Annotated in this window: 24 protein-coding genes and 1 tRNA gene; 8 read left to right on the top strand and 17 right to left on the bottom strand. The window is 43.1% G+C overall.

The genetic code is table 11. The annotated features are described in order from the left end of the window. Nucleotides 1-51: 51 nt before the first annotated feature. Nucleotides 52-240, top strand: coding sequence for a hypothetical protein (locus tag IWA51_RS04060; RefSeq protein WP_177527370.1), 189 nt, complete (start codon nucleotides 52-54; stop codon nucleotides 238-240). Here the strand turns inward: IWA51_RS04060 and IWA51_RS04055 are convergent. The 5 genes from IWA51_RS04055 to IWA51_RS04035 all read right to left on the bottom strand — a co-directional run bounded on the left by IWA51_RS04055 (nucleotide 237) and on the right by IWA51_RS04035 (nucleotide 6,393). Further along, nucleotides 237-1,139 (bottom strand): arabinan endo-1,5-alpha-L-arabinosidase, encoded by a 903-nt coding sequence (locus tag IWA51_RS04055; protein ID WP_198443329.1) that lies wholly within the window; start codon nucleotides 1,137-1,139, stop codon nucleotides 237-239. The genes IWA51_RS04060 and IWA51_RS04055 overlap by 4 nt on opposite strands. Nucleotides 1,140-1,141: 2 nt before the next feature. Continuing rightward, nucleotides 1,142-2,029 (bottom strand): carbohydrate ABC transporter permease, encoded by an 888-nt coding sequence (locus IWA51_RS04050; RefSeq protein ID WP_230402705.1) that lies wholly within the window; start codon nucleotides 2,027-2,029, stop codon nucleotides 1,142-1,144. Nucleotides 2,030-2,044: 15 nt separating this feature from the next. Then, nucleotides 2,045-2,992, bottom strand: a complete 948-nt coding sequence (locus IWA51_RS04045) for a carbohydrate ABC transporter permease (protein WP_177527372.1) — start codon at nucleotides 2,990-2,992, stop codon at nucleotides 2,045-2,047. A 74-nt stretch (nucleotides 2,993-3,066) separates the two neighbouring features. Further along, nucleotides 3,067-4,380, bottom strand: coding sequence for an ABC transporter substrate-binding protein (locus IWA51_RS04040; RefSeq protein WP_198443328.1), 1,314 nt, complete (start codon nucleotides 4,378-4,380; stop codon nucleotides 3,067-3,069). 219 nt (nucleotides 4,381-4,599) lie between these two features. Next, nucleotides 4,600-6,393 carry a glycoside hydrolase family 43 protein gene (locus tag IWA51_RS04035; protein ID WP_198443327.1) on the bottom strand — a complete coding sequence of 598 codons (1,794 nt, stop codon included), beginning with the start codon at nucleotides 6,391-6,393 and terminating at the stop codon, nucleotides 4,600-4,602. 178 nt (nucleotides 6,394-6,571) lie between these two features. Here IWA51_RS04035 and IWA51_RS04030 point away from each other — a divergent pair, with 178 nt between their 5' ends. Next, nucleotides 6,572-7,414, top strand: a complete 843-nt coding sequence (locus tag IWA51_RS04030; protein ID WP_198443326.1) for a hypothetical protein — start codon at nucleotides 6,572-6,574, stop codon at nucleotides 7,412-7,414. Between the two features lie 7 nt (nucleotides 7,415-7,421). On the opposite strand, the gene IWA51_RS04025 is transcribed toward IWA51_RS04030, so the two are convergent. From IWA51_RS04025 to IWA51_RS04005, 5 genes are all read right to left on the bottom strand, one after another. Continuing rightward, on the bottom strand, nucleotides 7,422-8,075 hold the full coding sequence (locus tag IWA51_RS04025; RefSeq protein WP_198443325.1) for a DUF1648 domain-containing protein: 654 nt from the start codon (nucleotides 8,073-8,075) through the stop codon (nucleotides 7,422-7,424). Next, nucleotides 8,065-8,370, bottom strand: coding sequence for an autorepressor SdpR family transcription factor (locus IWA51_RS04020; protein WP_198443324.1), 306 nt, complete (start codon nucleotides 8,368-8,370; stop codon nucleotides 8,065-8,067). The genes IWA51_RS04025 and IWA51_RS04020 overlap by 11 nt, the downstream gene beginning before the upstream one ends. A gap of 96 nt (nucleotides 8,371-8,466) precedes the next feature. Further along, nucleotides 8,467-9,411 carry a glycoside hydrolase family 43 protein gene (locus tag IWA51_RS04015; RefSeq protein ID WP_198443323.1) on the bottom strand — a complete coding sequence of 315 codons (945 nt, stop codon included), beginning with the start codon at nucleotides 9,409-9,411 and terminating at the stop codon, nucleotides 8,467-8,469. 116 nt (nucleotides 9,412-9,527) lie between these two features. Beyond that, nucleotides 9,528-10,289 carry a LamG-like jellyroll fold domain-containing protein gene (locus tag IWA51_RS04010; protein ID WP_198443322.1) on the bottom strand — a complete coding sequence of 254 codons (762 nt, stop codon included), beginning with the start codon at nucleotides 10,287-10,289 and terminating at the stop codon, nucleotides 9,528-9,530. Between the two features lie 91 nt (nucleotides 10,290-10,380). After that, nucleotides 10,381-11,133, bottom strand: a complete 753-nt coding sequence (locus IWA51_RS04005) for a LamG domain-containing protein (RefSeq protein WP_198443321.1) — start codon at nucleotides 11,131-11,133, stop codon at nucleotides 10,381-10,383. Between the two features lie 252 nt (nucleotides 11,134-11,385). Here IWA51_RS04005 and IWA51_RS04000 point away from each other — a divergent pair, with 252 nt between their 5' ends. The 4 genes from IWA51_RS04000 to IWA51_RS03985 all read left to right on the top strand — a co-directional run bounded on the left by IWA51_RS04000 (nucleotide 11,386) and on the right by IWA51_RS03985 (nucleotide 14,124). Continuing rightward, nucleotides 11,386-12,051, top strand: a complete 666-nt coding sequence (locus IWA51_RS04000) for a MarR family winged helix-turn-helix transcriptional regulator (protein ID WP_198443320.1) — start codon at nucleotides 11,386-11,388, stop codon at nucleotides 12,049-12,051. Then, nucleotides 12,044-13,414 carry an MATE family efflux transporter gene (locus IWA51_RS03995; RefSeq protein WP_198443319.1) on the top strand — a complete coding sequence of 457 codons (1,371 nt, stop codon included), beginning with the start codon at nucleotides 12,044-12,046 and terminating at the stop codon, nucleotides 13,412-13,414. Before IWA51_RS04000 ends, IWA51_RS03995 begins: the two co-directional genes overlap by 8 nt. A 70-nt stretch (nucleotides 13,415-13,484) precedes the next feature. Further along, the gene (locus tag IWA51_RS03990; protein WP_198443318.1) at nucleotides 13,485-13,931 is read left to right on the top strand and encodes an RNA polymerase sigma factor; all 447 of its coding nucleotides are present in this window, start codon (nucleotides 13,485-13,487) and stop codon (nucleotides 13,929-13,931) included. Then, nucleotides 13,921-14,124: a helix-turn-helix domain-containing protein gene (locus IWA51_RS03985; protein ID WP_198443317.1), complete on the top strand. Its 204-nt coding sequence runs from the start codon at nucleotides 13,921-13,923 to the stop codon at nucleotides 14,122-14,124. Before IWA51_RS03990 ends, IWA51_RS03985 begins: the two co-directional genes overlap by 11 nt. 438 nt (nucleotides 14,125-14,562) lie before the next feature. Here IWA51_RS03985 and gap read toward each other — a convergent pair whose 3' ends face one another. The 4 genes from gap to IWA51_RS03965 form a co-directional block, all read right to left on the bottom strand. Next, nucleotides 14,563-15,591: a type I glyceraldehyde-3-phosphate dehydrogenase gene (gap, locus tag IWA51_RS03980; RefSeq protein ID WP_177528414.1), complete on the bottom strand. Its 1,029-nt coding sequence runs from the start codon at nucleotides 15,589-15,591 to the stop codon at nucleotides 14,563-14,565. Nucleotides 15,592-15,689: 98 nt separating this feature from the next. Then, nucleotides 15,690-16,598, bottom strand: a complete 909-nt coding sequence (locus IWA51_RS03975; RefSeq protein WP_198443316.1) for a tRNA modification radical SAM protein MnmL/YtqA — start codon at nucleotides 16,596-16,598, stop codon at nucleotides 15,690-15,692. Between the two features lie 11 nt (nucleotides 16,599-16,609). After that, on the bottom strand, nucleotides 16,610-17,359 hold the full coding sequence (locus tag IWA51_RS03970; protein ID WP_198443315.1) for a DUF554 domain-containing protein: 750 nt from the start codon (nucleotides 17,357-17,359) through the stop codon (nucleotides 16,610-16,612). Between the two features lie 54 nt (nucleotides 17,360-17,413). Next, nucleotides 17,414-17,495, bottom strand: a tRNA-Leu gene (locus IWA51_RS03965). A gap of 208 nt (nucleotides 17,496-17,703) precedes the next feature. Between IWA51_RS03965 and rsgA the strand changes: the two genes are divergently transcribed. Further along, nucleotides 17,704-18,666 (top strand): ribosome small subunit-dependent GTPase A, encoded by a 963-nt coding sequence (rsgA, locus tag IWA51_RS03960; protein ID WP_177528417.1) that lies wholly within the window; start codon nucleotides 17,704-17,706, stop codon nucleotides 18,664-18,666. On the opposite strand, the gene IWA51_RS03955 is transcribed toward rsgA, so the two are convergent. From IWA51_RS03955 to IWA51_RS03945, 3 genes are read right to left on the bottom strand one after another with little or no spacing between them, the layout of a single operon-like run. Then, the gene (locus IWA51_RS03955) at nucleotides 18,641-19,603 is read right to left on the bottom strand and encodes an RluA family pseudouridine synthase (RefSeq protein ID WP_198443314.1); all 963 of its coding nucleotides are present in this window, start codon (nucleotides 19,601-19,603) and stop codon (nucleotides 18,641-18,643) included. The genes rsgA and IWA51_RS03955 overlap by 26 nt on opposite strands. 15 nt (nucleotides 19,604-19,618) lie before the next feature. After that, complete coding sequence (locus tag IWA51_RS03950; RefSeq protein WP_198443313.1) at nucleotides 19,619-21,331, bottom strand: glycoside hydrolase family 3 protein; 1,713 nt, start codon at nucleotides 21,329-21,331, stop codon at nucleotides 19,619-19,621. Further along, nucleotides 21,332-22,258, bottom strand: a complete 927-nt coding sequence (locus IWA51_RS03945; protein ID WP_198443312.1) for an NAD(P)/FAD-dependent oxidoreductase — start codon at nucleotides 22,256-22,258, stop codon at nucleotides 21,332-21,334. It lies immediately after the preceding gene. Nucleotides 22,259-22,405: 147 nt separating this feature from the next. Here IWA51_RS03945 and IWA51_RS03940 point away from each other — a divergent pair, with 147 nt between their 5' ends. Further along, nucleotides 22,406-23,491, top strand: coding sequence for an AI-2E family transporter (locus IWA51_RS03940; RefSeq protein ID WP_177528421.1), 1,086 nt, complete (start codon nucleotides 22,406-22,408; stop codon nucleotides 23,489-23,491). Nucleotides 23,492-23,544: the final 53 nt, after the last annotated feature.

The raw sequence follows: 23,544 nt of genomic DNA, 5'->3' as shown, positions 1-23,544 counted from the left end.
TTTACTCTTTGTAACAACTGCGCTTTCACATAGAAGCTTTGGAAAAAAATTATGGACGACGAAGAATATTATTCAAAACTAAGAAGACAGTATACGAATCCGCTTGAAAGAAAAAAGAAAAACGGCAGCGGCAAATATTCATCATGGGCTGTTCCGCACGGGCGCGAAGATGCCGAAATGCTCGAAGAAAGAGAAATGACAGACAGTAAAACAGATGAACAGTTCAGCGGTGAAGACTAAAATTCAGGCCAGCCGTATTCGTTCCATTTTAATTCTTCTATCTGAAGTTCGGGCTCCCCGTTATTGAGCCTGTCGTATGCATGGTAAACAAGATATATTTTATTGTCAGTGTCTGCAAAAACGGTATTGTGACCGGGGCCTGCCCAGCGTGAATAACTGAGTCCGTTGCGCAGTGTAGTTCCGCCGCCGTCACTCATGCTCACGCCAATGTCATCATAAAAAGGACCGCAGACACTTTCAGAACGCCCCACAACAATGTGGTAAGAAGAAGCTGTTCCCCTGCAGCAAAAATCGTGTGATGCAAAAAGATAATAATATTTTCCGTGTTTAAAAAGATAACCGCCTTCTATCGGATTAGGATTTGTTCCGCGGCTGGCGACAGTTACGGGCTTTTCACCTTTTTTTACAAAACCGTCGGCACCGAGCGCAATTTCCTGAAGTCCGCCCCAGAAAGAACCAAACAAAAGAACATCCGTGCCGTTTTCGTCCCTGATTAAAGCAGGGTCAATGCAGTTGTAGTTATTTTCGGGAACAGATTCAATTATTGCGCCCAGATCTTCCCATCCGTATTCTGCTGAATTTACATCCAGCGTACGTGAACGGGCAAGACCTATGGCAGAACGGTTACTCCCGAATGTAGAAACGGAATAGTAGATGCGCCACCATCCGTCACGGAACACAACTTCGGGAGCCCAAAAATGCGTTGAGCCGGGAATCTTCTCTGACGTCCAGCGTGGGTTTTCGTCAAAAACTTTTCTGCAGTATTTCCAGCTGCAAAGATTGTCAGAAACCGCAACCGGAATTCCAGGTCCTGTCTGAAAGCGGTAATACAAACCGTTTTCCTTGACAATTACCGGGTCATGGGTAGAAGTAAATCCGCAAAGCTCAAGCAAAGGCATAATTATTTAAGTCCTGTCATTGCAACTGACGCAATAATCTGCTTCTGGAAAACCATAAAGATAATCAGAACAGGAAGAAGTGCAATAACTGAAGCCGCAAGAAGCAACGGGTAGTCAGTCTGGATAGCATACATTGCGTTAAGTTTTGCAATCATAACCTGAACAGTAAGCTTTTCCGGTGTATTAAGGTAAATACTCGGGGCAAAGTAGTCGTTCCATGAGCCCATAAACCACAGGATTCCCTGAGCTGCAATTGCCGGTTTTGCATTGGGAAGCATAATCGACCAGAAAATGCGCAGAAAACCGGCTCCGTCAATACGTGCAGATTCTATCATCGAAGTAGGAATTCCGCTCATGTACTGGCGCAGGAAGAAAATCATTGATACATTGCCAAGCATTCCAGGAATAATAAGCGGGTACCATGTATCAAGCCATCCGATTCTTGAATAAATTATAAACTGCGGAATCATGATGATAGAAAATGGTATCATAAGGGTTGCAAGTTCAGCAAGAAAGAGCTTGTTCTTTCCCGGAAAACGAAGCTTTGAATAAGAAAATGCAGCAAGTGAAGAAACAAGTGTTCCTATCACAATTGTGCTCACGGCAATAAAAATTGAATTCAGAATTCCGCGCTGTAACTGGGGATCCATTTCCCATACGCGCTTGAAATAATTTGTCCACTGCGGTGCCTTTGGAACAGCAAGTGAAAGCTGTGTCATCAAAAACTGTCCCTTTGTCTTAAGGGATGAAATAAACATCCACCAAAGCGGAACAATCATTATAACTGCACCAAGAGTCAGAAAAAAGTATACAAAAAAATTCGACAGAGTCTGATTGCGTTTCTGTGAACCATATTTTGCTACCGGCGGATTTGTCATAGCGTTTGTCATAAAAACCTCTTTTCCCTATTCCAGATAGTTTTCACTGGCAGGGCTCAGCTTAAACTGAATCGCCGTAACGACGAATACGATAATTGCAAGTACCCAAGATGCTGCACATGCATATCCCTTAAGATCTGCAGAACCAAAAGCTTTCTGCCAGATATAGAATACTATTGTAGCAGAACTGTAGTCAGGTCCTCCGGTCGGTGTCATTATCTGCGGTTCAACTATCATCTGTGCACCGCCGATTATTCCGGTAATGATAATATAGAAGGAAATAGGCTGCATCAAAGGCCAGGTAATCTTTCTGAAAATAGTCCAGCCGCTGGCTCCGTCAATAACTGCAGCCTCGTAGTATGACTTCGGAAGATTCTGAAGTCCGCCAAGGTACAAAAGTGCCGTGTTTCCGACTCCGCGCCAGACACACATAAGCATAATTGCAGGCTTTACAGTATGTTCATTCTGAAGCCAGTTTGGTCCTTTCACACCGAATGCCCAGTTCAAAAACTGGTTTAAAAGACCGTAATCACCGTTATAAAGCCAGCTCCACAAAAGTGAAACGGCAACTATCGAAGAAACAACCGGTATATAGTAAATAACACGGTAAACTTTTACTCCGGGAAGCTCCTTGTTGAATGCAAGAGCAAGTGAAAATGCCCATATCATTCCGAGAGGAATTCCAATCATGTAGACAAAGGTATTCCACAAAGAATGCCAGAAGTCCGGGTCAGAAAAAAGTTCCTTGTAGTTTTCAAATCCAACATAAAAAAATGACCTGTCTATCTCGTCCATCTTATGAAGACTTGTAAGGTCTGTCATTGAATCCCAACTGGTAAAACTGGCAAAGATAGAAAACAGGAATGGTCCGGCCGTAAAAAGAAAAAATCCCACGACAGGCGCTATTACAAAAAGAAGACCGGCGCGCGCCTCATCATTCCACTTCTTTGATTTGTTTAATTCAGTATTTTTCATAAAGAAGCTCCATTTGGTTAAAGTCACACAGACGCATCTCTTTGCAAAGATACGTCCGTGTAAGTCAGACTCCGTTATCTTCTGGCGCTCTGACGTGCTCTTGCAAGGGCTTTGTCCAGGTCACGCTGAAGCTTAGGCTGAATTTTCTTGCAGTATTCTTCGGCGGTCATTTTTCCGTCAAGAACCTTTTGAATTCCAACATAGAAATTATCATACCATACGCGGTTGTATGTGTAGTCAAACGGCCAGCTGCGTCCGGTTTTTTCAATAATATTGATAAACTCCTGACGGTTCTGCGGATTACCCGGCTTTGAAGTATAGCGTGATGCCAGTGACTTAAGGTTTGGAATCTGAAGATCCTGGTCGCAGAACATTTCATTTGCTTCTTTGTCTGCAGAAAGATAAAGTGCAAGTTCAGCAGCCTTTGAAGGATTCTTTGTTGTAGCAGAAACTGCCCAGCCTACACCGCCCCTGTATGTTGCGGTTTCATTTTCACTTGTATGAACAGGCCACGGAATAAGGTCATAGTCAAAAGGAAGAACCTTGTTGAATGTAGAAAGATCCCACGGTCCTGCAGGGAAGAATCCTAGTTCACCCTTAAGCCATCTCTGGTATGTATCAAGTGACTGAGCCTGTGTTGCGCTCGGTGTAACTTCATACTTGTTTGTCATGTCTGCCCAGAACTGAAGTGCTTCAATAAATTTTGGGTCGGTAATATTTACCTTTGTTTTTGTCTCGTCCAAAAAGTCTGTTCCGTTTCCCCATACAAACTGAATAAATGCCCAGTGAACATTGAGTCCTGTTCCGAAAGTGTCATTCATTCCGTCGCCGTTTGTATCTTTTGTAAGCTTTTTGCAGACTGAAATAAATTCATCCCATGTATAGGGAGTATCTTTGCTTGGAAGCGGAATTCCGTACTTCTGGAAAAGAGTTTTGTTGTAAGCAAATGCAAAAGGTCCGAAGTCTTTTGGAAGTGCCCAGATCGAATCACCCTGTCCGAGATATTTTCCGTCATAGCGGTATGCGTTTACAGCAGAAGAATACAAATCGTCAAAATCTACACCCTTTGCATTTTTGATATAAGGTGCAAGATCCAGAACTTTTCCGTTGTCAGCATACTGGCGTACAGATTCAGGTCCAAGATAGAAAACATCAGGGAGCTGGTTTGCAGCAAGAGCCGCCTGAATCTTTGCAGCATATTCATCACCTGTTACAGAAATGAACTTTACTTTTGTTCCCGGGTGTGTCTCTTCAAAACGGGCTACAACACTGTCCAGAATTGCCTTTTCCTGTGGCTGTGCATAGTTCATGAGCGTGATTTCATCTACGGCAAATGCGCCTGCACATACAGAAGCGGCAGCAAGAATTGAAAGCAAAACTTTCTTCATAAGTATCCTCCTGAGAATAATTGTAAGGAAGCAGTAATCTTCTTAATGATTTTATTGTAAACCCAGATTTTCTATAAGTCAAGAAAATTTGATATAAATCTTTTTTTATTGAATTAAACCACCTTTTTCAAGAAAAAAACAGCCGGACTCAAGAAAAATATGCTTAAATCCGGCCGTAAAAATATATTGTATCAATAATTTTCGTTATTTAGCAAAAAATTACTTGTCGCGTCTGTTTCCCCAGAAATACTCACCGCAACCTTTTCCGCTGCACTCAAGTGTCGTAAAGGTAACTGTTTTGCGCGTTGTACTTCGGTTTTTTGCCCAGTCAGTAGCCTTAAGGACATATCCCTTAAAGTCACCCAGTCCGTTTATCTTTATTACGACAGAACATCCGTTGTCAGAAAGAGTCCACGTTCCCTTATAAGTGCCTTTTACTGTTCCGTCTGCTTCAAGAACAACTTCCTTTGATTCAGTCGGAATTGCATCATCCAGATAGATACCGGTTACGGGCTTTGTATCTCCGTTGAAAGTATAGTCACCCTGTCTGTCACTGCGTACGGTAAGAATAGTATCGTAGGTTCCAGCTATATCTTCTGCTGACAAAGGCGCAAGAGCTTCGTCTTTTCCGTCATAGTCGTTGTAGTATTCATTCTGGTTAAGGACAGGCCATCCGTCTTCTGTAAAGAACATCTGGTGTATCTGCAGGAAGAAAAAATATCCCGGCAGGAAATTTGTGCGTGCGTGGTTTGCAAAGACAACTTTTCCGTCCTGTGTGCGCAGAATTGACTGGCCACCCTGGCTTCTGAAACTGAGTTCTCCCTTAAGAACATGGGATCCTATTATTTTGCCGCCAATCTTATGGAACTCACCGGCTCCGTTAAGAGGACCAATCATCATACTTCTGCCCGAAGCATCAATATAAGGTCCTTCAGGTGAACGGCTTCTTCCCACACCGACGCGGTAGTCCCAGTCCAGAGAACCCATCGAAACAAAACAATAATACCAGCCGTTACTGCTGTTGTAGATAACCTGCGCTCCTTCATAGGCAGCACCGTAACCTCCGGCAATTGCCTTTCCGAACGCGCCTTCAACAGAATCTGCAGGAACATCAAGAATATTTCCTTCTCTGTCCACAGGTTTGAGCGAAACAGTGTCCACATACATAAGGGCAATTCCACCTTTCCACGAGCCGTAGGTTACTCCGTAGCAGTCTGTTCCGCCCACATTGTAAACCATCTGTTTTCCTGTAGAAACGTCGGTAACAAATTCAGGGTCAATACAGCCAAAGCCGTATGCCATGCCGGTAAAATCACTGTCTGTTTCATTCTGAGTGTCATATGAACCGGTGTTGAGCATGTCGTACATTGTAATCGACTCGTCATCGCTCGTGTAGCTTCTGTCATAATATGTGTAGCGTACAAGAAGAGACTGTTCATAGGAAACGCCCAGGGAGTCAAACACTTCCTTTATTTTGGGGTCTTTTGCCGCGGCTTCATGTGCAGGATAAAAAGGCCCCGTTACACTTGAAGAAACGGCAAGTGCAATTGCAGCAACAGGATCTCCCGAACGGTCTTTGTCGGTAATGATTCCGTGATACATATAGTACAGTCCGTTCTGTTTAATTACAGTAGGTGCCCACGAAGAAGCTCCCGCGCGGTCAAATTCAACCCACTTAAGCCAGGCTTTGTCCCACTTGCGCTGAATTGCAGACGTGTTAAGGCATTCCCAGTTTACAAGATCAGCAGAGCGTCTTATCTGAAGCCCCTTCTGTCCGGCCCCTCCGATAGCAGCATCTGTGGAATAAACATAGTACATTCCGTCATCATCCTGAAAAATCTTGGGATCGTGGCAGTTAAGGGTACCCCATTCAGCCTGTGTTCCGCTCCGTGGACTTGCATATTTTGTATACACGCTTTTATCTGCGTCACGTTTGGCGGCAAAGGCAGTTCCGGCAGCAAGTACGGCAGCAACGGCAGCAGCAGCTGTTTTTGCAAAAATTGAATTATTCATTTTAACCTTCCGTTCTTAATTTCTTTGATATACTTTAACTTATTTTGATACAGTATATCACAGGTTGCGGTTGAAATAAAGAAATTTCTTTTCCCGAAGGCCGGAAAATGTTCTGATGTTGCAAATTCCGTTTTATATGCTATAATTCCGATACAAATCTTAAAAAAGAGGCAGTTCCATGAAAATAAAACCAGTCCTTTACCTGTCGGCCGCAGTCCTTGCGCTCACATCCTGCCGTACAACAGCCGTAAATCTTGCAGACTATTCACCCGCAGCAATAATGACCGTTTACTCAAACAACGGTGTTCCGTGGTACCAGGAAAAAACAGGAGACAATTACGAACTTGAACAGCAGGAAGACGGAATTCTTACAGGCTTTATAAACCGCGCACTCGACAAAAACAATCCCGAAACACTTCTGGTTCAGGAACGGGTTGACAGTGCCGCACGCATTTTTGCAGATACTCTCGCCCAAAACGGAATCCAGGTAATTGAACCGGCAACACTCAAAGACTGCCCTGCCTACAGAAACGCCGGAACAGGTTTCTTTGACACACTCAACAGTACGGTTGCAGCAACAGGATACGACGTCATAGGCTCATCTTCACGGAAACTCAACAAAATGACGGCAGAACAGACAGGGGCAAAAGCGCTTGTTTATGTTAAATTCCGCTTCCAGAAAGAAACACTACAAGAAGGATTCAGAAATGCAGGAGTATGCGCAAGGGTTGTCATGACAGTATACGCGGCAGATTCACAGGGAAAAACAATTATAAACAAAGAATACACAGGTCGTTCAGCAGAATACACGCCTTTAAGAAACAACAACTGGAACAGGGACGAAGTATGCTCTTATTTTGAAGAAACAGTTCAGACTCTCTCAAACAGATTTGCAATGGACTTTCTATACAACAGCACCACCCCGCCCGCAGAAGAAAGCGTTTCTGTCCCGGACGAAGCAGTAATTATTCCCGCACCGCAAAAACCTGCTTCGGATCCGGCAGTGCAGGAACAGGAATAAAGTTATATTACTTTCGGGAACTGCGCTTTACTAGAAAAAAAGGGGCAAAAACAGCCCCCAGCAGAAGTACCGGGAGTGATGCCATAAACACGTATCTTCCGAAATAAAAGAAACCGCAGGCAAAGTTAAGCACGCCGGCCGCAACGAACAGTATTCCGACCACGCGCTTGGCTTTGGTAATGCCCTCTGAATCAGACTTATCAAGTCCCGTCAGGTTTATTGCAGAAGAATTCATTTTTGGAATGTAATTTCCTACAGCAGCAAAGACAAGTCCTACTACAGGAATGAGAATTCCGCTTATATTTATAAAATTTCCCAGCGTATAGGCATAAACCAGGGCACTGACTACAAGGCACAGAACGGGTGCAAGCCATTTCAAAACAAGCTTTAAACCGGCAGGCATTTTCTGTCCTTTTGCAGATTTTTCTATAAGCAGGTGATACAGTATATTCATGGCAGCCATAAGTGCCGGCAGAATAAAAACTGTTACCCACTTCGGGGCAAAATTGTCGGGTTCGTTGTTAAAATTAAAGTGCACGACTATACTTTCAGGAAGATTGTTCCACGCGGCAAGCCCAAACAGCATGGGCATAAAACACACTGCAGTCGTAATAAACATCAGCGCCAGATACGGCTTTTTGTTTTCATTGTTATTTTCCATTTTCTTCTCCCGCTTCGTTTCCATTATTTTTCCCCGAAGACTTGAACTGATTTATCCAGAGTACAAGTTCTTCAAAAACACTTGTACAAAGCTCGTAATAGATGAAATTTTTGTATTTTGTTTCATCTACAAGTCCGGCCTTTTTAAGAATGGAAAGATGATATGAAATCGTTGCACCGGTCATATCAAATTCCGCACCTATTTCACCGGCAGACATCTTTCCTTTTCTGAGCAGTGTAAGAATCTCACGCCGCACAGGATCGGAAAGTGCCTTGAAAGTGTCCTGGAATGCCATAGCCACCTCTATTTAGAAATATTTCTAAATACTAGTAAACTACAGAAGAAAGGAAATGTCAATAACTATTTAGATTTTTTTCTAAATATAGAAGACTTACTGAAAAACAGGGAAGCCTTTTTCGTCGTACCTGATTTTTTTTACCCATGCATGACGGTTGGGGTCATACAGTGCAAAAGCAAGATCTACTTCTGCATAAGGGCGGGCATGATAAACAAGATAATCTGTTTTTCCGTCGCGGCTTGTCGTAAAGCTGTTGTGTCCGGGTCCAAAGATTCCTGCGGCCTCATCTGTCACCAGAACAGGCTTTTCAAGTTTTGTCCACGATTGTGCTTTTGTAAGATCTGCATTTTCGTCGGCATACAAAAGTCCCATACAGTATGTTGCATCAGTTGCGCTTGCTGAATATGTAATGAAGATTTTTCCGTTGCGTTTCAAAACGGCCGCACCTTCGTTAACCTTAAATCCCCTGCATTCCCAGTCAAATTCAGGGCGTGTAAGCATAGTTACAGGAAATTTAAGTTCATAGGGAGAAGACATTTCTGCCAGATAAAGGCATGAATTTTCTGTCTTTTCAGGTGATTTTTGTGCCCAAACAGCAAAGTGTTTTCCTTTGTTTTCAAAAACTGTAGTATCAAGCATAAAAGAGTCCCATTCTGGAACAAGCATGCCTTTTTCTACCCATTCACCGCAGAAAGGATCCTGTGACGTATTTTCAAGTACCCAGGTTCTTATCCACCAGGGATCTTCTGCACGGCCGGCCGCAAAATACAAATACCACTTTGAATCAATATAATGAAGTTCCGGTGCCCAGATATGCCAGCTCATGGGACCGTCTGCATGTTTTCTCCAGACAGTAAGCGGTCTGGCCTCCTCGAGTCCCTTTACAGACCAGGCACGTCTTATTTCTATTCTGTCATATTCAGGGCAGGAATAAGTAAAATAATAATACCCGTCTTTATGAAAGTAAACATAAGGGTCAGCAGTCTGTCTCACAAGTGGTTTTTTCTCATCTTCATCAGTAATATCAGTGATATTCATAAATTTTTCTCCAAAAAAAGTATTTATACGCAGGTTGCAGTCTATGCGATTTTTTTAATTTAAAAAAAACAGCCGGACAAAACTGCCGGCTGTTAACTCAAAGCGATCTGTTCCGCTTATTTTGCGGGACCTTCAGGCGCAACGGCACCAAGTGCAAGCTGTGCAATCTGGACATCAGAGAATACCCTGTTTGCAACAAGAACATTGTCCATTGCACCGTTGAACAAAGGATCAGCAGCCCAGTTTGAACGTCCTATGTAAATACCTGTAGCAGTCGCGGCAATATCTGCAGTCTTTACAGGACAGGGCAGTTTCTGGGCAAGTTTTCCGTTAACATAAAGAGCAGCAGATCCGTTTCCGAAAGTTGCTGCAATGTGTGTCCACTGGCCGGTCGGTGGCAGCGGTGAAAGAATTGTTACGTTTCCTGCAGCCCCGAACACATCCATGCGCAGCATCTTTGTGTTAAAGTCCATTCCGCACCAGACATCGCACTGGCTTCCGTCACCAATGTCAAATACACGGGCCCAGTCTTTCCATGAAGAAGGATTGACCCATCCCGCAATTGTTACGCCTTCACCCGAAAGAAGTTCGCTGTCAATAGTAAGGTATTCGTCTTCACCATTAAACTGAAGTGCCTGACCATCCTTGCCTTCCACAAGAACAGAACCGTCAAGAGCACCGGTATAGACATTCATTTCCTGTCCGGAATGATCAACAACTTCATTGTCAACTATTTCTTCTTCAAAGGTATAGTAACCGATTACACCGTCACCTTCGTGAATCGTATACGGAAGAAGCGGAGCCTCCTTTGTTGTACCGCATCCTGTAAGTGCAAAAAGTGAAGCGGCAGAAACAATTCCTATAATAATCTTTTTCATAAAAATCCTCCTGAACAAAGATTAACCGGGTGTGCCGGTCAAATATATTTTAACACACCCGTATTAATAAAAATACTTTATGAAAAAAAAGTTACTCTGCAGAACCTATAATTCCCGCGTAAACAGATGCAATTTCTTTTGCGCTGAATGAACGTGATGCTACAAGAAGTTCATCAAGTGCACCGTGGAACAACGGATCTGCAGCCCAGTTTGAACGTCCTACATAAAGTCCGAGCGGGTCTCCTGCAGAAAGCTGCTCTACAGAAACAGGACAGGGAAGTTCCTGCGAAAGTTTTCCGTTAACATAAAGGGCCATTTTCCCGCTGCCAAATGTTGCGGCAACGTGAACCCATGATCCAACCGGCGGAAGAGGACAGTTTACCTGGGCAGCTGTTCCTTCTTCGCGCATTCCGAGTGTTCCGGGAGTTCTTCCGTCGACAGCAACAAATACGTCTGTCTTTGTATCGCCAAAGTCAAATACACGGCCCCAGACAGCCCATGAGTCAGCCTTAACCCATGCAGCAACTGTGAATCCGTCTCCTGAAAGAAGTTCAGAATCAAGGGTTATATATTCATCTTCTCCGTTAAGTTTGAGTGCCTTACCTGATTTTCCGTCTACAGTGACAGATCCGTCAAGTGCAGATGTGTAAACGTTCAGTCCGTTTCCTGAATGATCGATTACTTCATTGTCTACTATTTCTTCATCAAAAGAATAATATCCCACTACACCTGAATCTTCGGTAATAGTAAACGGTGTTCCACCGGAAGCCTTTGCCCCGGAAGCACATGACAGTAAACCAAAAGCAGCGGTAACAGCAACAATAACGCCCACAACTTTCTTCATAAAAATCCTCCGTATTAACTTATATTGATATATTCCAATTAAACATGGAATATTCATTTCTATTTCTAATAGTTTACACCCGTTTCCCAATATTGGCAAATGTTTTTTTACTTTTTTTGTTATTTATCATATTTTTTTGATAAATAAACAGCTGTACGTTAAGCAGGAGTACATGTAAACGTATTTCATGAACGGCGAATATTTCGCCATTCATGAAAACCACAGGTGTTTCACAACTGTAATGCGAACAATTTGCGTTTAAAAAAAATAAGCCCTGCTAAAATGCTCATGTACGATAAAGAAGCAAGCAACCGAAAACAAGAGATAGACCGCCAGCACCACACTATTCCGAACCAAAGAAAACAAAGACCAAAAGACAAGCATTGTGGAAATATTTGTTGGCAGAAAATATACTTGCGTGCACACGCATATTTATGTATAATACGTTCTGCTTGGAGGTATATATCTATGCAACTATTAAAATGGCTTTCCATAACAGACCGATTTTACAAAATCTATTTGGACAAGCAACTTGCCCCCTATGGAATCAACAACAGTCAATATATGTTTTTGATTAAAATCTGTCGTTCGCCCGGCATTTTACAGGATTCTTTAATGGATATGTTTTATGTTCATCCGAGCAATATTGTACGGACAGTTGCGGCATTAGAAAAGCAGGGAATGATTACACGTTCTCCCAATGATAAGGATAAGCGGACATGTAAATTGTATCCTACAGAAAGAGCATTGTCTATTATTGACAAGATACAGATGATATGCGAAAAGACAGAAGCTCTTTTATTGCAGGGTATGAGCGAATCCGAGCAGAACCTTTTTATGGATTTCTTAATACAGGCGGGCAGAAATATCACATCGGAACTCCATATAGAGAGAAAGGGGGAGGAGTTCAATGACTGAAAATCCTCTGGGCTATGAAAAAATTTCAAAGCTGTTGAAAAATTTTGCTGTTCCCAGTATTGTGGCGTCTCTTGTCGGCTCAATCTACAATATTGTGGATCAGATTTTTATTGGTCAAGGGGTCGGTTATCTGGGAAATGCAGCAACCAATGTTGCCTACCCGTTTTCTACCATCTGCCTTGCCATTGCACTACTGGTCGGAATTGGCAGTGCTTCCCGTGTTTCCCTCTGTCTTGGACGCAAAGAGCCGAAAGCTGCCGCCAAAGCAGCGGGAAATGGTATTGTTCTGATGGGAATTTTCGGAATTATTTATTTGCTGGTTGGAGAAACTTTTCTGTCTTTGCTCCTAAAGGCATTTGGGGCAACGACAGATGTATTTCCATATGCAAAGCAGTATGCCAGCATAACATTGATTGGAATGCCGTTTCTCATTGTAACGAATGGTATGAGCAATTTGATTCGAGCAGATGGAAAACCAAAGTATTCAATGGTCTGCATGGTTGTGGGAGCTATTATCAATACCATTCTTGACCCCATTTTTATTTTTGTTTGCGATTGGGGAATTGCCGGCGCAGCTTGGGCAACGGTTATTGGGCAAATTTTTTCTTTCATACTCGCACTCCGTTATCTATGGCGTTTCCAAACAATCCATTTTGAAAAAGAGTCGTTTTTATTGGACATCAAAGAAAGCATGAAAATTTGCAGCATGGGAATAAGCAGCAGCTCAAATCAGATTGCAGTTACCGTGATTCAAATCATTCAGTACAATTCGTTGACTTATTACGGCGCATTAACAAAATATGGAACGGATATTCCCTTGGCAGCTTGCGGAATTGTTATGAAAACAAATGCCATAATCCTTGCGATTGTTGTAGGAATCTCGCAAGGGACACAGCCGATTATCGGTTTCAACTATGGAGCAAGGCAATATCATCGGGTACGGGAGGCTTACATGCTTGCAATAAAGTGGAATCTTGTTGTTTCCACTATTGCTTTTATCGCATTTCAATTTTTCCCGCAATCTATCATTTCACTATTCGGAGACGGGGACGAGCTGTATTTTGAATTTGCTGTTTTGTTCATGCGTACCTATCTTTTCATGGTGTTGGTAAATGGTGTGCAGTTGCTTTCTTCCAGCTTTTTTACCGCAATAGGAAAAGCGTTAAAAGGTGCTCTGTTGGCATTAACAAGGCAGACCTTTTTCTTGATTCCGCTTACCCTGCTGCTCCCGCTTCGTTTTGGAATTATGGGAGTATTGCTAGCGGGACCTGTTGCTGATTTTTCAGCGTTTGTGCTATCTGTTGTACTGGTGGGTATAGAATTAAAAAAACAAAAAAATGCAACACATATTAGTCCACAGTAAAATGAGCGGGCTACGTCCGCTATTGACAGCCCCGCCTGTCTTTGCTTTTAGGAGGAAAGGGGGAATTTCCATGACCTGCACAAAAGATTACCGGGAACATATCGAGTATACCTTTCACGCCTTTTGCAAAGTCGTTATCCGCAACGCAACGATTACCGCAGCAAGGGCAAGGAGCAGAAAGTACAAAAGAGAAATATCCCTTGAATACCTCACAGAAGAAAATCACTACCCTTTAAGCACAGCAGATAAGTATTTCCAAGCCCCGGTGCCGGACGAGGAATACACGCTTACCCTTTGCGGCGATACCGTCATTTTCAGTAACGCCTTACTTGTGGAAGCTCTGTCACGGCTGGACACAAAGAAACGGGAAATGGTTTACCTGTCCTTTTTCCAGAAAGTGCCGCAGCATGAAATCGGCAGACGGTACGGGCGCAGCCGCAGCACAGCGGGCTATCATATCCGAAAAGCCCTGCGGCAGCTACAAGCGGAAATGAAGGGAATGGCGTATGAGGAATAGCAGACTTCTCCCCTATGAAACAATCGTACAAGCCGCCAGCGGGGAGCCGGAAGCGGTCAACACCGTATTGCAGCACTACCGCAGCCACATACGATATGTCGCCCTTGTAAACGGACAGATAGACCAAGATACAGAGGACTATATAACCCAAACGCTGCTTACCGCACTTTTCAAGTTTCGTTTTGAGGGATAGCCCCGCAGTCTACATCAGAAGCTAATTAGCAATTCTCTGAGAAGTACTTAATAGTCCTTACCCACAACGCAAGCAGGTGCGCAGCGTTGTGCCGGAGGTTTTCCGAAGGAACGTATTTCATGAACGGCGAATATTTCGCCATTCATGAAAACCACAGTTGTTTCACAACTGTACTGCTAACAATTTGCATTTAAAACAAACAAGCCCTGCCTAAAAAAGACAGGGCTTGTCTTCAGAAATCAGAATCTAATTAGCAGTTCTCAGAGAAATATTTGATTGTCTAACCCACAACGCAAGCAGGTGCGTAGCGTTGTGCCGGAGGTTTTCCGAAGGAACAACCGACCAGTAAAATCAGAAAGAACTATTAAGTACTTCCTTTTAAAAACAAATAAGCCCTGCTAAAAAAGACAGGGCTTATCTTCAGAAATCAGAATCTAATTAGCAATTCTCTGAGAAGTACTTAATAGTTCTTACCATCTGTGATGTGTAGCTGTTCTCGTTATCGTACCAAGAAACAACTTCAACCTGGTATGTATCGTCATCAATCTTAGATACCATAGTCTGTGTAGCATCAAAGAGTGAACCGAATCTCATACCGATAACATCAGAAGAAACAATCTCGTCCTCGTTGTATCCGAAAGACTCAGTTGCGGCAGCCTTCATTGCTGCGTTGATTCCTTCCTTAGTGATGTCCTTTCCCTTAACAACAGCAAAGAGAAGAGTTGTAGATCCTGTAGGTGTAGGAACACGCTGTGCAGAACCAATGAGCTTTCCGTTGAGTTCAGGAATTACAAGACCGATAGCCTTTGCAGCACCTGTTGAGTTAGGAACAATGTTCTGTGCACCGGCGCGTGAGCGGCGGAGGTCACCCTTTCTCTGAGGACCGTCAAGAATCATCTGGTCACCAGTGTAAGCGTGAATTGTGCTCATAATACCGCTCTGGATAGGAGCGTAGTCGTTAAGAGCCTTTGCCATAGGAGCAAGACAGTTTGTTGTGCAAGAAGCAGCAGAAATAATCTTGTCATCCTTTGTAAGAGACTTGTGGTTTACGTTGAAAACGATTGTAGGAAGGTCGTTTCCTGCAGGAGCAGAAATTACAACTTTCTTTGCACCGGCTGTAAGGTGAGCAGAAGCCTTTTCCTTTGATGTGTAGAAACCTGTGCACTCAAGAACAACGTCTACATCATATTTTGCCCATGGGCAGTTTGCAGCATCTTTCTCTGCAGAAATCTTGATTTCTTTTCCGTCTACGATGATTGAATCTTCAGTAGCAGAAACTGTGTGTTTTCCTTCACCGATGCGGCCCATGAATCCACCCTGAGCTGTATCATATTTAAGAAGGTGAGCAAGCATCTTTGGGCTTGTAAGATCATTGATAGCGACTACTTCATAGCCGTCAGCTTCAAACATCTGACGGAAAGCGAGGCGGCCGATACGACCGAAACCGTTAATAGCAACTTTAACCATTGTGGGTTACTCCTATAAATGAAAATTATACTATAAATCTAATGAATTCCGGCAAAATATTCAAGAACATGCAAAAAAAATGTAAAAAAATTCGGTCACTATATAGATAAAAGATATTTTTTCAGTGAATTCAGAACCTTTTTTTTGTCTGCACTCCAAAGCGGTGCAATAAGAATGCGTTTGGGGCCGTCACCTGTTATCCTGTGAACCACAGTCTCTTTTGGAATCAATTTCAGACATTTTCCCAAAACCGAGCAGTATTCTTCAAAATCCATAGTTTCAAACAGCCCTTTTTCGTAGTCACACGCAAGCCTTGTCCCTCGAAGAACATGCAGAAGCTGGAATTTTATTCCGTCAAGAACCGGCGTCAGGCCAGACAAAAAGCGCACCGTTTCAAGCATATCGTCTTCACTTTCACCAGGAAGTCCCAGAATCACATGAACAACGACATAAAGCCCCGCTTTCTTGAGACGGCAGTAAGCGTCTGTAAAAGTCCCAAGCTCATATCCCCTTCCAAACACGGCGGCAGTTTTTTCATTCACAGTCTGAAGCCCCAGTTCAACCCAGACAGGCTTTATTTGGTTTACTTCAGTTAAAATCTGCATAACTTCAGGCTCCAGACAGTCAGGGCGCGTACCCACAGAAACCGCCACAACGCATTTATTAAGAGCCGCCGCCATAAGCCTTTCCCTAAGGGAGTGCAAAGTCAAAGAACCGCTTATATAAGTCGACGTAAAGGACTGAAAATATGCAATATACATCCGCGGAACATCATTTTTTTTAGGAAACTTTGAATCGACACGTTTTTTTGCAAGTTCAATCTGCTCTCCAACAGAAAGTGTGTTTTCGGCAAAATCACCTGACCCTCCGGCAGAACAGAACGAACAGCCTCCCCAGCCTTTTGTACCGTCACGGTTAGGGCATGTTGCTCCCATAGAAAGTGCCAGTTTGTAAACTTTACCGCCAAAAGTGCGCTTCAGATAAGAATCCAGCGAATTGTATTCCATGTAAAATTTTCCTAGCGGAATAAAGACGGAATTTGTGAAATATACGGGTCAAGCAGCACAAATATTACAGAAAACAAAACTGCAGGAAGATAATTGGCGGTCTTTATATTGCGTATTCCCAAAAGATTAATTCCTATCATGCAGATGAGGGCACCGCCGGAACCGGTTATTTCGGCAATCATCTGCTCTGTACAGTAAGGGGCAGCAAGTGTACTCAGAAGGGTAAGCGCTCCCTGGTAGACCAGAATCGAAAGCGCGCTGAATATTGTACCTGCACCCATAGCAGCCGCAAAAGAAATGGCCATAAATCCATCGAGAATACTTTTTGTAAAAATAACAGAATAGTCATGCTCTATACCAGCCTTGAGTGACCCCAGAATAGCCATGGCACCTACACAAAACAGTACGCTGGAATTTAAAAAAGCATGGGCAAAATTCCGTAAAGGCTGTACTTCTTCACCTGCAGCAGTTGCAGCCGAAACCTTATTCCTGTACACAAGCCGCTCAAGAAGTTTTCCAAGACAAAGAATTTTTGCATCAATATCCAGCGCCGTTCCTGTTATTCCGCCGGCAATAACTGCAAGTGTAAAATAAACTACATTCTGAAACTCAAATGCCATCTGAAGGCCAAGAACAAGAGTAACTATGCCGGCTCCCGTTCTTATCACTTCTTCCATTCTTGAACCGATTCTTCCCGAAAACAAAAGCCCCAGAATTGAACCCAAAATTACCGCTGCACAGTTTACAAAAACGGCTGTCATAAAAACCCCGTGAGATAAAAAAAAGGGACTGTTTTGCAACAGTCCCTTTTACAGTGCGGAGAACCTGACTTGAACAGGCACACCTTACGGCATCAGCACCTCAAGCTGACGTGTCTACCAATTCCACCATCCCCGCGCGTTAAAGCGTGATTAGAATATATCAGTTTGAAGCAAACGTGTCAATAAGGTTTTCTCTTTTTTTTCATTTTTTTATATTTTTTTTCAAAACCACCGCTTAAGTCAAAATCAAAAAATTACCGGGATTTACTTTTTATTCCGTCTCTCACATAAGGCCTGCGGGTCTTGACATACAACGCTTTTTTATTCAGAATTTAAATCTACTTATGCAAGGACTTATTTTAAACGGAAGCAAAAATGTTTTTGAAGTGGAATGCGAAGACGGCATTACACGTGACTGCCCCATAAAAGGAAAAATTCTAAAAGAAAGCGACGGCTACTATAACCCCATTGCACCGGGAGACATTGTAACACTGGATGATGAAACCCTTGAAGAATTCAAAGGACAAATAACGGGACTGGTTCCGCGCAAAAATGAATTTGTAAGATTCAACATAAAAAAAAGGCAGCCGCAGCTTCTGGCCGCAAATCTGGACTATCTTCTCATAGTCACTACTCCCGATGAACCACCGTTCAGGCCAAGATTCATAGACCGCGCCCTTGCACAGGCAGAATACCAGAACATAACACCGGTGATTGTATGCAACAAATATGACCTTCCGGCTGCAAAAGACGAAGACTTCCAGACAAGACTTTCCATTTGGGAAGACATAGGCTACAAGGTTATCCGTTCCAGTGCCAGAACACGTGAAGGAATGGAAGAACTGGCAAATCTTATAGAAAACCATCTGAGTGCACTTGTAGGTCAGAGCGGCGTCGGCAAAAGTTCGCTCATAAATGTTTTGGACAACAATGTCGTTTTAAAAACCGGCAGCCTCTCGCAGAAATACGGAAGGGGAACCCACACTACAACAAAAGGTTCACTTATGCACATTCAGCTTGACGAAGCTCTCATGGGCGGAAGAAAAGGTGCCTGTGCAAACATAATTGACACACCCGGAGTAAGACGGTTTATTCTTCACGACATAAGCGCAGACAATCTTGCACTTTACTTCAGGGACTTCAAGGAACATCTGGGCAAATGTGCATTTGGAATGAGTTGTTCCCATCTTACCGAAAAAGGCTGCGCAATAAAGCAGGCTGTCGAAGAAGGAACAATAAGTGCCCAAAGATACGACAGCTGGAAGCGTATAAGCGACGAACTCAAAAACGGCAGTTGGGAAGACTGAATCCTTCTGGAAGTGGAGCTTCAACCAATACTTTGTGTCCGTCTGCAGGATGCGGGAACTCAAGCTTCCAAGAATGAAGCATAACCCGCTTTGCAAAAGACTGCGCCTTTGTTTCGCCGTAAAGACTGTCACCTGCAAGAGGAAGCCCTTTGCAAGAAAGATGAACCCTTATCTGATGTGTACGGCCTGTCTTGAGTTCGCAGTCAATATAAAAAAGCCCGTCCTTTTCTGCGGCAACATAAAATTCCGTGCGGGAATAAAGTCCGCCCCGTGATTGCGGAACAACACCCATCTCGCACCTGGAACTTTTTGCACTTATTCTTCCGATATAGTTTTCTACAAAAAAAGATTCTCCTGCAGAAGGCCTGAACTTTTCCGAAGCAAAACAAACTGCCCTGTATATTTTTCTTGCCGTACGGTTTTCAAACATGTCATGAACCGCCGCATTTGCTGTTCTGCGCTTTGTAAAAAGAAGGGCGCCGCTGGTTTCACGGTCAAGACGGTGCATTATTCCGGCATAGGGTGCATTCCTCAGTGCCGGGTTTTGTTTCCAAAGATATTCAACTACGGCATCATGCATACTGGCCCGCGACTTAACAATCGTCCCCTCTGTAGGAAGAAACGGCGGCTTGTTGACTACAATTATATCTTCGTCTTCGTACAGTACACCGCTTTGGTCAAGTGTAAATTTTATGTCATCAGGTTCACGCTCAAAAAAAAGTTTCTGTTCGTCCACACGCACACGCACACGCGCACCCTTTGCCAGAACAAAAGAAGGAATACGGCGCTGAATTCCGTTTACAAAAACTGCACCGGCCATAATGAGCCTGCGTATCTTTGAATTGGATACTTCGCTTCCAACAAGAGGCGGAAGCTTTTCCCGCAAAAAAACATCAAGCCGCTGACTTATTTCTGATAGCAACTCTTTTTCACCCATAAAATTTTCCCTGATTTAGTTGAAAAGATGTTTACCTAGAGGAATTTCCCCGCGCGGAACAAATTCTCCCGAAAGAGCGCCGAACAGAGCTGCAAAAGAATAGGACGAATAGCTGTAGCCGCAGAGAACCGTGTCTGCCCAGTCAAAATCTTCAAGAACATAAACCGGCGACATTATTGAAAGCACAATTACCTTCTTTCCGGAATTTCTGAGTCTTTTTGCAATGGAAGCAGTATGCCTGTCATAAACATTAATAATTACAGTATCGTACCCGCGTGCAACATACGCAAGACTTTCCGCATTCCACGAGTCAAAGTTGCTTTTGTCCTGCTTGAGTTCATAGCTGAAGTGAAATACATCTGCTCTGGGGTAGCGCGAACGGCCTTCGTTGAACAGCGAAAGAAACGGCCCCGCAATAAGAACGCGTTCCCCTTCCTTCGGCACAAACGGAAAAGCCTCACCCCTTTTATAAACGCTTATTGAACGGCACGCCTGTTCGGTAAAAAACTTTACCCCTTCCTTATCCGGAATGCTCTCATAAATTTTTGTTTCGTCAGGATACAGAGGTGCGTGATTGTCGCTTTTAAAATACTTCAGTTTTGCTTCAATTACACGGCGTGCAGCATCTTGAACCCTTTCCTTGAATTCAGGAACAGTACGCATTCTTTCTATATTGCGCGTCCACATATTGTCGTAAAGATTTGCCGTTGTAGAAGAAATTATAATATCGTTTCCCGCTTCAACAGCCATTGTAACTGCCCTATGGAATGAACCTGCAAAAAGTGTTGCTCCGTTCATCATCATGTCGTCAGTAATAATCAGCCCCTTAAAGCCCATTCTGTTGCGCAGTATGTCAGTAAGAAATTTCTTTGAAAGACTGGCAGGCGTTCCGTCAGACTCAATCTGAGGAAAAGAAAGATGTCCGCTCATTACGGCAGGAATATCTGCATCTATAAGATACCTGAACGGAACCAGTTCCCTGTTCTGAAGGGTAGAAAAATCTATATCAATCTGCGGAAGCCTTCCGTGACTGTCAAGGCTTGTATCTCCGTGACCTGGAAAATGCTTTGCAGTCGGAATAACACCCGCATCCATTGAACCTGCAGCAAACGCTTCCCCCAGAATTCCTACAGTAACAGGGTCCGAGCCGAACGAACGCGGGCCTATAACACTGGAATCAAGGTTGGTATACAAATCAACCGTCGGTGCAAAGTTCATGTTTATTCCAAGAGCACGTATTTCGCGGTTAATGTAAAAGCCCGAATAATATGCATCAAAAGCATACCCCGAAGCACCAATAGCCATATTTCCCGGAGTGTCAGAAGTTTCTCCCTTTACATGCCTGATCCATCCGCCTTCCTGATCAGTTGCCACAAAAAGCGGAATTCTGAATCTTCTGGAAGCAGCCTCTTTCTGAAGCGTTTTTACGGACTTTGCAACAAGCCTTATGTCGTCAGTATTCCAGCCGAAAACCTTAACGCTTCCAAGCCCGCGGTCAATAACCCATGAATTCAAAAGGTCGCTCGGTTCAGCACCTGCCCACCCGAACATCAGAATCTGTGCAAAAAGCTCTTCGTCGGTCATTCTTTCGGTAAGGGCGGTCGCAAGTTCATCATCAGGATAATCACTCCAGAAATCTGCATCTGAAGGAATGCCCGTCTTTGCAAAACCGACAGAAACTGCAGCGCATGCAGCAAAAAGGAGCGTAACTATCTTTTTAAAAAACATTTATTTGTGAACCTCATTTTTTAAATTCTTTACATACAAAAGAGCCTCTCCTGCCGCAACCGCTCCGTCAGAACACGCAGTAACAACCTGCCTCATTGACTTCGAGCGTATGTCACCGGCCGCAAACAGTCCCGAAACAGAAGTCTGCATATCTTCCCCGGTAACAACATATCCGACATCATCTTTTTTAAGTTCCGGAACAAAAGTCTGTGCAGGAACAGTTCCGACAGAAACAAACACACCGTCAACAGCAATATTTTCACCACCGACAGTAACAGATTCAACTTTGTCCCTGCCGTTTATACTCTGAACAACAGAATTAAGCATTATCTTTACGACAGGATTTTTTTCAACCTGTTCAACAAGTGACTTCTGCGCGCGGAATTCATTTCTTCTGTGAATCAGAATAACTTCAGAACAAATTGAAGAAAGAAAAAGCGCTTCTGAACACGCACTGTCTCCTCCTCCCACAACGGCAACTTTCTTTCCCTTAAAAAAAGGTCCGTCACAGGTAGCGCAGTAAGACACACCCTTTCCATAAAGAGTGTCTTCACCTTCAACACCCAGTTTCTTATGAACAGCGCCGGTGCAAAGCATGACAGAAACCGCAGTATAGCTTATTTTATCAGTATTAACAACAAACATTCCGCCTTGTACTGCAGGAACTTCAACAGAAACAACTTGGTTCATGTCAGTAACAGCGCCAAATTTTTCAGCCTGGTTTTTCATTGAGTCAATAAAAGCATATCCTTTTTGTGCAGGAAAAACCCCGGGATAATTTTCAAGCAAATCTATTCTGAAAGTCTGACTTGCGGCTGCATTACCCAGAATCAGCGTTTTAAGCCCCGAACGGCATGCATATACAGCAGCAGAAAGTCCTGCCGGGCCCGAACCGATTATAATCAGGTCAAAAATCTTTTTTTCCATATACTAAATATAAGGCATATCCCAAAACCATACAAGAAGAGAACGCACACAAGCGTATCGATTAATTTCTGAAAATAAACTAAAAACTCGGCGGCAATCTCCAAAAAGCAAGTTTACAGAATTTTAGAGATATCCTAAAATAAATGTATGAACAATAAAAACACACTTCAGACAATATGCATTTTTGCAACATTTATATTTTTCTTTGCACTTTTAATCGGAATGCTCTATCCTTTTTCGACCGTAATTCTTTGGACGGCGCTGCTCTACCTTTTGATAAGACCGCTGTACATAAAATGCGAAACAAAGCTGAACAAAGCAAAAAAAACTTACGGAATAAAACGTCATGCAATTGCCGGCGGATTTTCTATAGGAACACTTCTTCTTATAATAGGACCACTTACCGTAATCTGCATTCTTCTTGTTCAGCAGGGAATTTCATTTCTTGATTCCGCGGAAAAATTCATTTCACAAAACCAGAATTTTGCAAAAGAAGGCGAACTTCTGCAAAAGGTAGCAAATTTTCTTTCTTCATTCGGAATAGAACTTCCCGACCCGAATACAGCCGAAATAAAAAAGAATGTACTTTCTTTCATCCAGTCCTACAGCAGTAAATTCATTTCGGCGGGAACAGCGGTTGTAAGCAAAACAGGCTCATTTATTGTTTCCATTCTGTTCGTGGTATTCTCGCTGTACTTCTGCTTTCTTGACGGACCGTATCTGAGTTCGCTTGTAAAAAAAGCCGTTCCCATTGACCCGGAATACATGAATGTTCTTACAAAAAAATTCTCTGAAATCGTAAAAAATCTTTTTGCAGGCTACATACTCGTAGCACTTTATCAGGGACTCGCTTCATTTATAATCATGACGTGTTTTCAAGTCAAAGGCTCACTTCTTTTTTCTGTAATACTGATGTTTGCTTCGTTTATACCAATGTTTGGTGCAGCAATAGTCTGGGTTCCGGTGGGAATAGCAATATGCGTTACAAAATCTGTAGTAAAGGGAATTATATTTCTTATACTCTCAGGGTTCTGCATAAGTTTTCTGGACAATTTTATAAGACCGCTTTTCCTTAAAGACAGAATCAACGTTCACCCGCTTGTAATTTTCTTTTCCATTCTGGGCGGAATTAAACTTTTCGGAATAAACGGACTTATTTTAGGCCCGCTTACGGTAATTCTTTTCTTTACAGTTCTTGATTTGATAATTTCCAAAAAAAGCAGTCAGGAATAATACAAGACAAACCCATAAAACTATACCGGGATTGCCCAAAAACTGAAATTTAG

It is taken from the genome of Treponema peruense (assembly GCF_016117655.1).
GTDB classification, from domain to species: Bacteria; Spirochaetota; Spirochaetia; order Treponematales; family Treponemataceae; genus Treponema_D; species Treponema_D peruense.
This window is presented reverse-complemented; position numbering and strand designations above follow the sequence as displayed.

Bases quoted from the DNA above. Each gene is read 5' to 3' on its own strand.
- IWA51_RS04060 (WP_177527370.1), top strand. From the start codon at position 52: ATGGACGACGAAGAATATTATTCAAAACTAAGAAGACAGTATACGAAT.
- IWA51_RS04055 (WP_198443329.1), bottom strand. From the start codon at position 1,139: ATGCCTTTGCTTGAGCTTTGCGGATTTACTTCTACCCATGACCCGGTA.
- IWA51_RS04050 (WP_230402705.1), bottom strand. From the start codon at position 2,029: ATGACAAACGCTATGACAAATCCGCCGGTAGCAAAATATGGTTCACAG.
- IWA51_RS04045 (WP_177527372.1), bottom strand. From the start codon at position 2,992: ATGAAAAATACTGAATTAAACAAATCAAAGAAGTGGAATGATGAGGCG.
- IWA51_RS04040 (WP_198443328.1), bottom strand. From the start codon at position 4,380: ATGAAGAAAGTTTTGCTTTCAATTCTTGCTGCCGCTTCTGTATGTGCA.
- IWA51_RS04035 (WP_198443327.1), bottom strand. From the start codon at position 6,393: ATGAATAATTCAATTTTTGCAAAAACAGCTGCTGCTGCCGTTGCTGCC.
- IWA51_RS04030 (WP_198443326.1), top strand. From the start codon at position 6,572: ATGAAAATAAAACCAGTCCTTTACCTGTCGGCCGCAGTCCTTGCGCTC.
- IWA51_RS04025 (WP_198443325.1), bottom strand. From the start codon at position 8,075: ATGGAAAATAACAATGAAAACAAAAAGCCGTATCTGGCGCTGATGTTT.
- IWA51_RS04020 (WP_198443324.1), bottom strand. From the start codon at position 8,370: ATGGCATTCCAGGACACTTTCAAGGCACTTTCCGATCCTGTGCGGCGT.
- IWA51_RS04015 (WP_198443323.1), bottom strand. From the start codon at position 9,411: ATGAATATCACTGATATTACTGATGAAGATGAGAAAAAACCACTTGTG.
- IWA51_RS04010 (WP_198443322.1), bottom strand. From the start codon at position 10,289: ATGAAAAAGATTATTATAGGAATTGTTTCTGCCGCTTCACTTTTTGCA.
- IWA51_RS04005 (WP_198443321.1), bottom strand. From the start codon at position 11,133: ATGAAGAAAGTTGTGGGCGTTATTGTTGCTGTTACCGCTGCTTTTGGT.
- IWA51_RS03995 (WP_198443319.1), top strand. From the start codon at position 12,044: ATGACTGAAAATCCTCTGGGCTATGAAAAAATTTCAAAGCTGTTGAAA.
- IWA51_RS03990 (WP_198443318.1), top strand. From the start codon at position 13,485: ATGACCTGCACAAAAGATTACCGGGAACATATCGAGTATACCTTTCAC.
- IWA51_RS03985 (WP_198443317.1), top strand. From the start codon at position 13,921: ATGAGGAATAGCAGACTTCTCCCCTATGAAACAATCGTACAAGCCGCC.
- gap (WP_177528414.1), bottom strand. From the start codon at position 15,591: ATGGTTAAAGTTGCTATTAACGGTTTCGGTCGTATCGGCCGCCTCGCT.
- IWA51_RS03975 (WP_198443316.1), bottom strand. From the start codon at position 16,598: ATGGAATACAATTCGCTGGATTCTTATCTGAAGCGCACTTTTGGCGGT.
- IWA51_RS03970 (WP_198443315.1), bottom strand. From the start codon at position 17,359: ATGACAGCCGTTTTTGTAAACTGTGCAGCGGTAATTTTGGGTTCAATT.
- rsgA (WP_177528417.1), top strand. From the start codon at position 17,704: ATGCAAGGACTTATTTTAAACGGAAGCAAAAATGTTTTTGAAGTGGAA.
- IWA51_RS03955 (WP_198443314.1), bottom strand. From the start codon at position 19,603: ATGGGTGAAAAAGAGTTGCTATCAGAAATAAGTCAGCGGCTTGATGTT.
- IWA51_RS03950 (WP_198443313.1), bottom strand. From the start codon at position 21,331: ATGTTTTTTAAAAAGATAGTTACGCTCCTTTTTGCTGCATGCGCTGCA.
- IWA51_RS03945 (WP_198443312.1), bottom strand. From the start codon at position 22,258: ATGGAAAAAAAGATTTTTGACCTGATTATAATCGGTTCGGGCCCGGCA.
- IWA51_RS03940 (WP_177528421.1), top strand. From the start codon at position 22,406: ATGAACAATAAAAACACACTTCAGACAATATGCATTTTTGCAACATTT.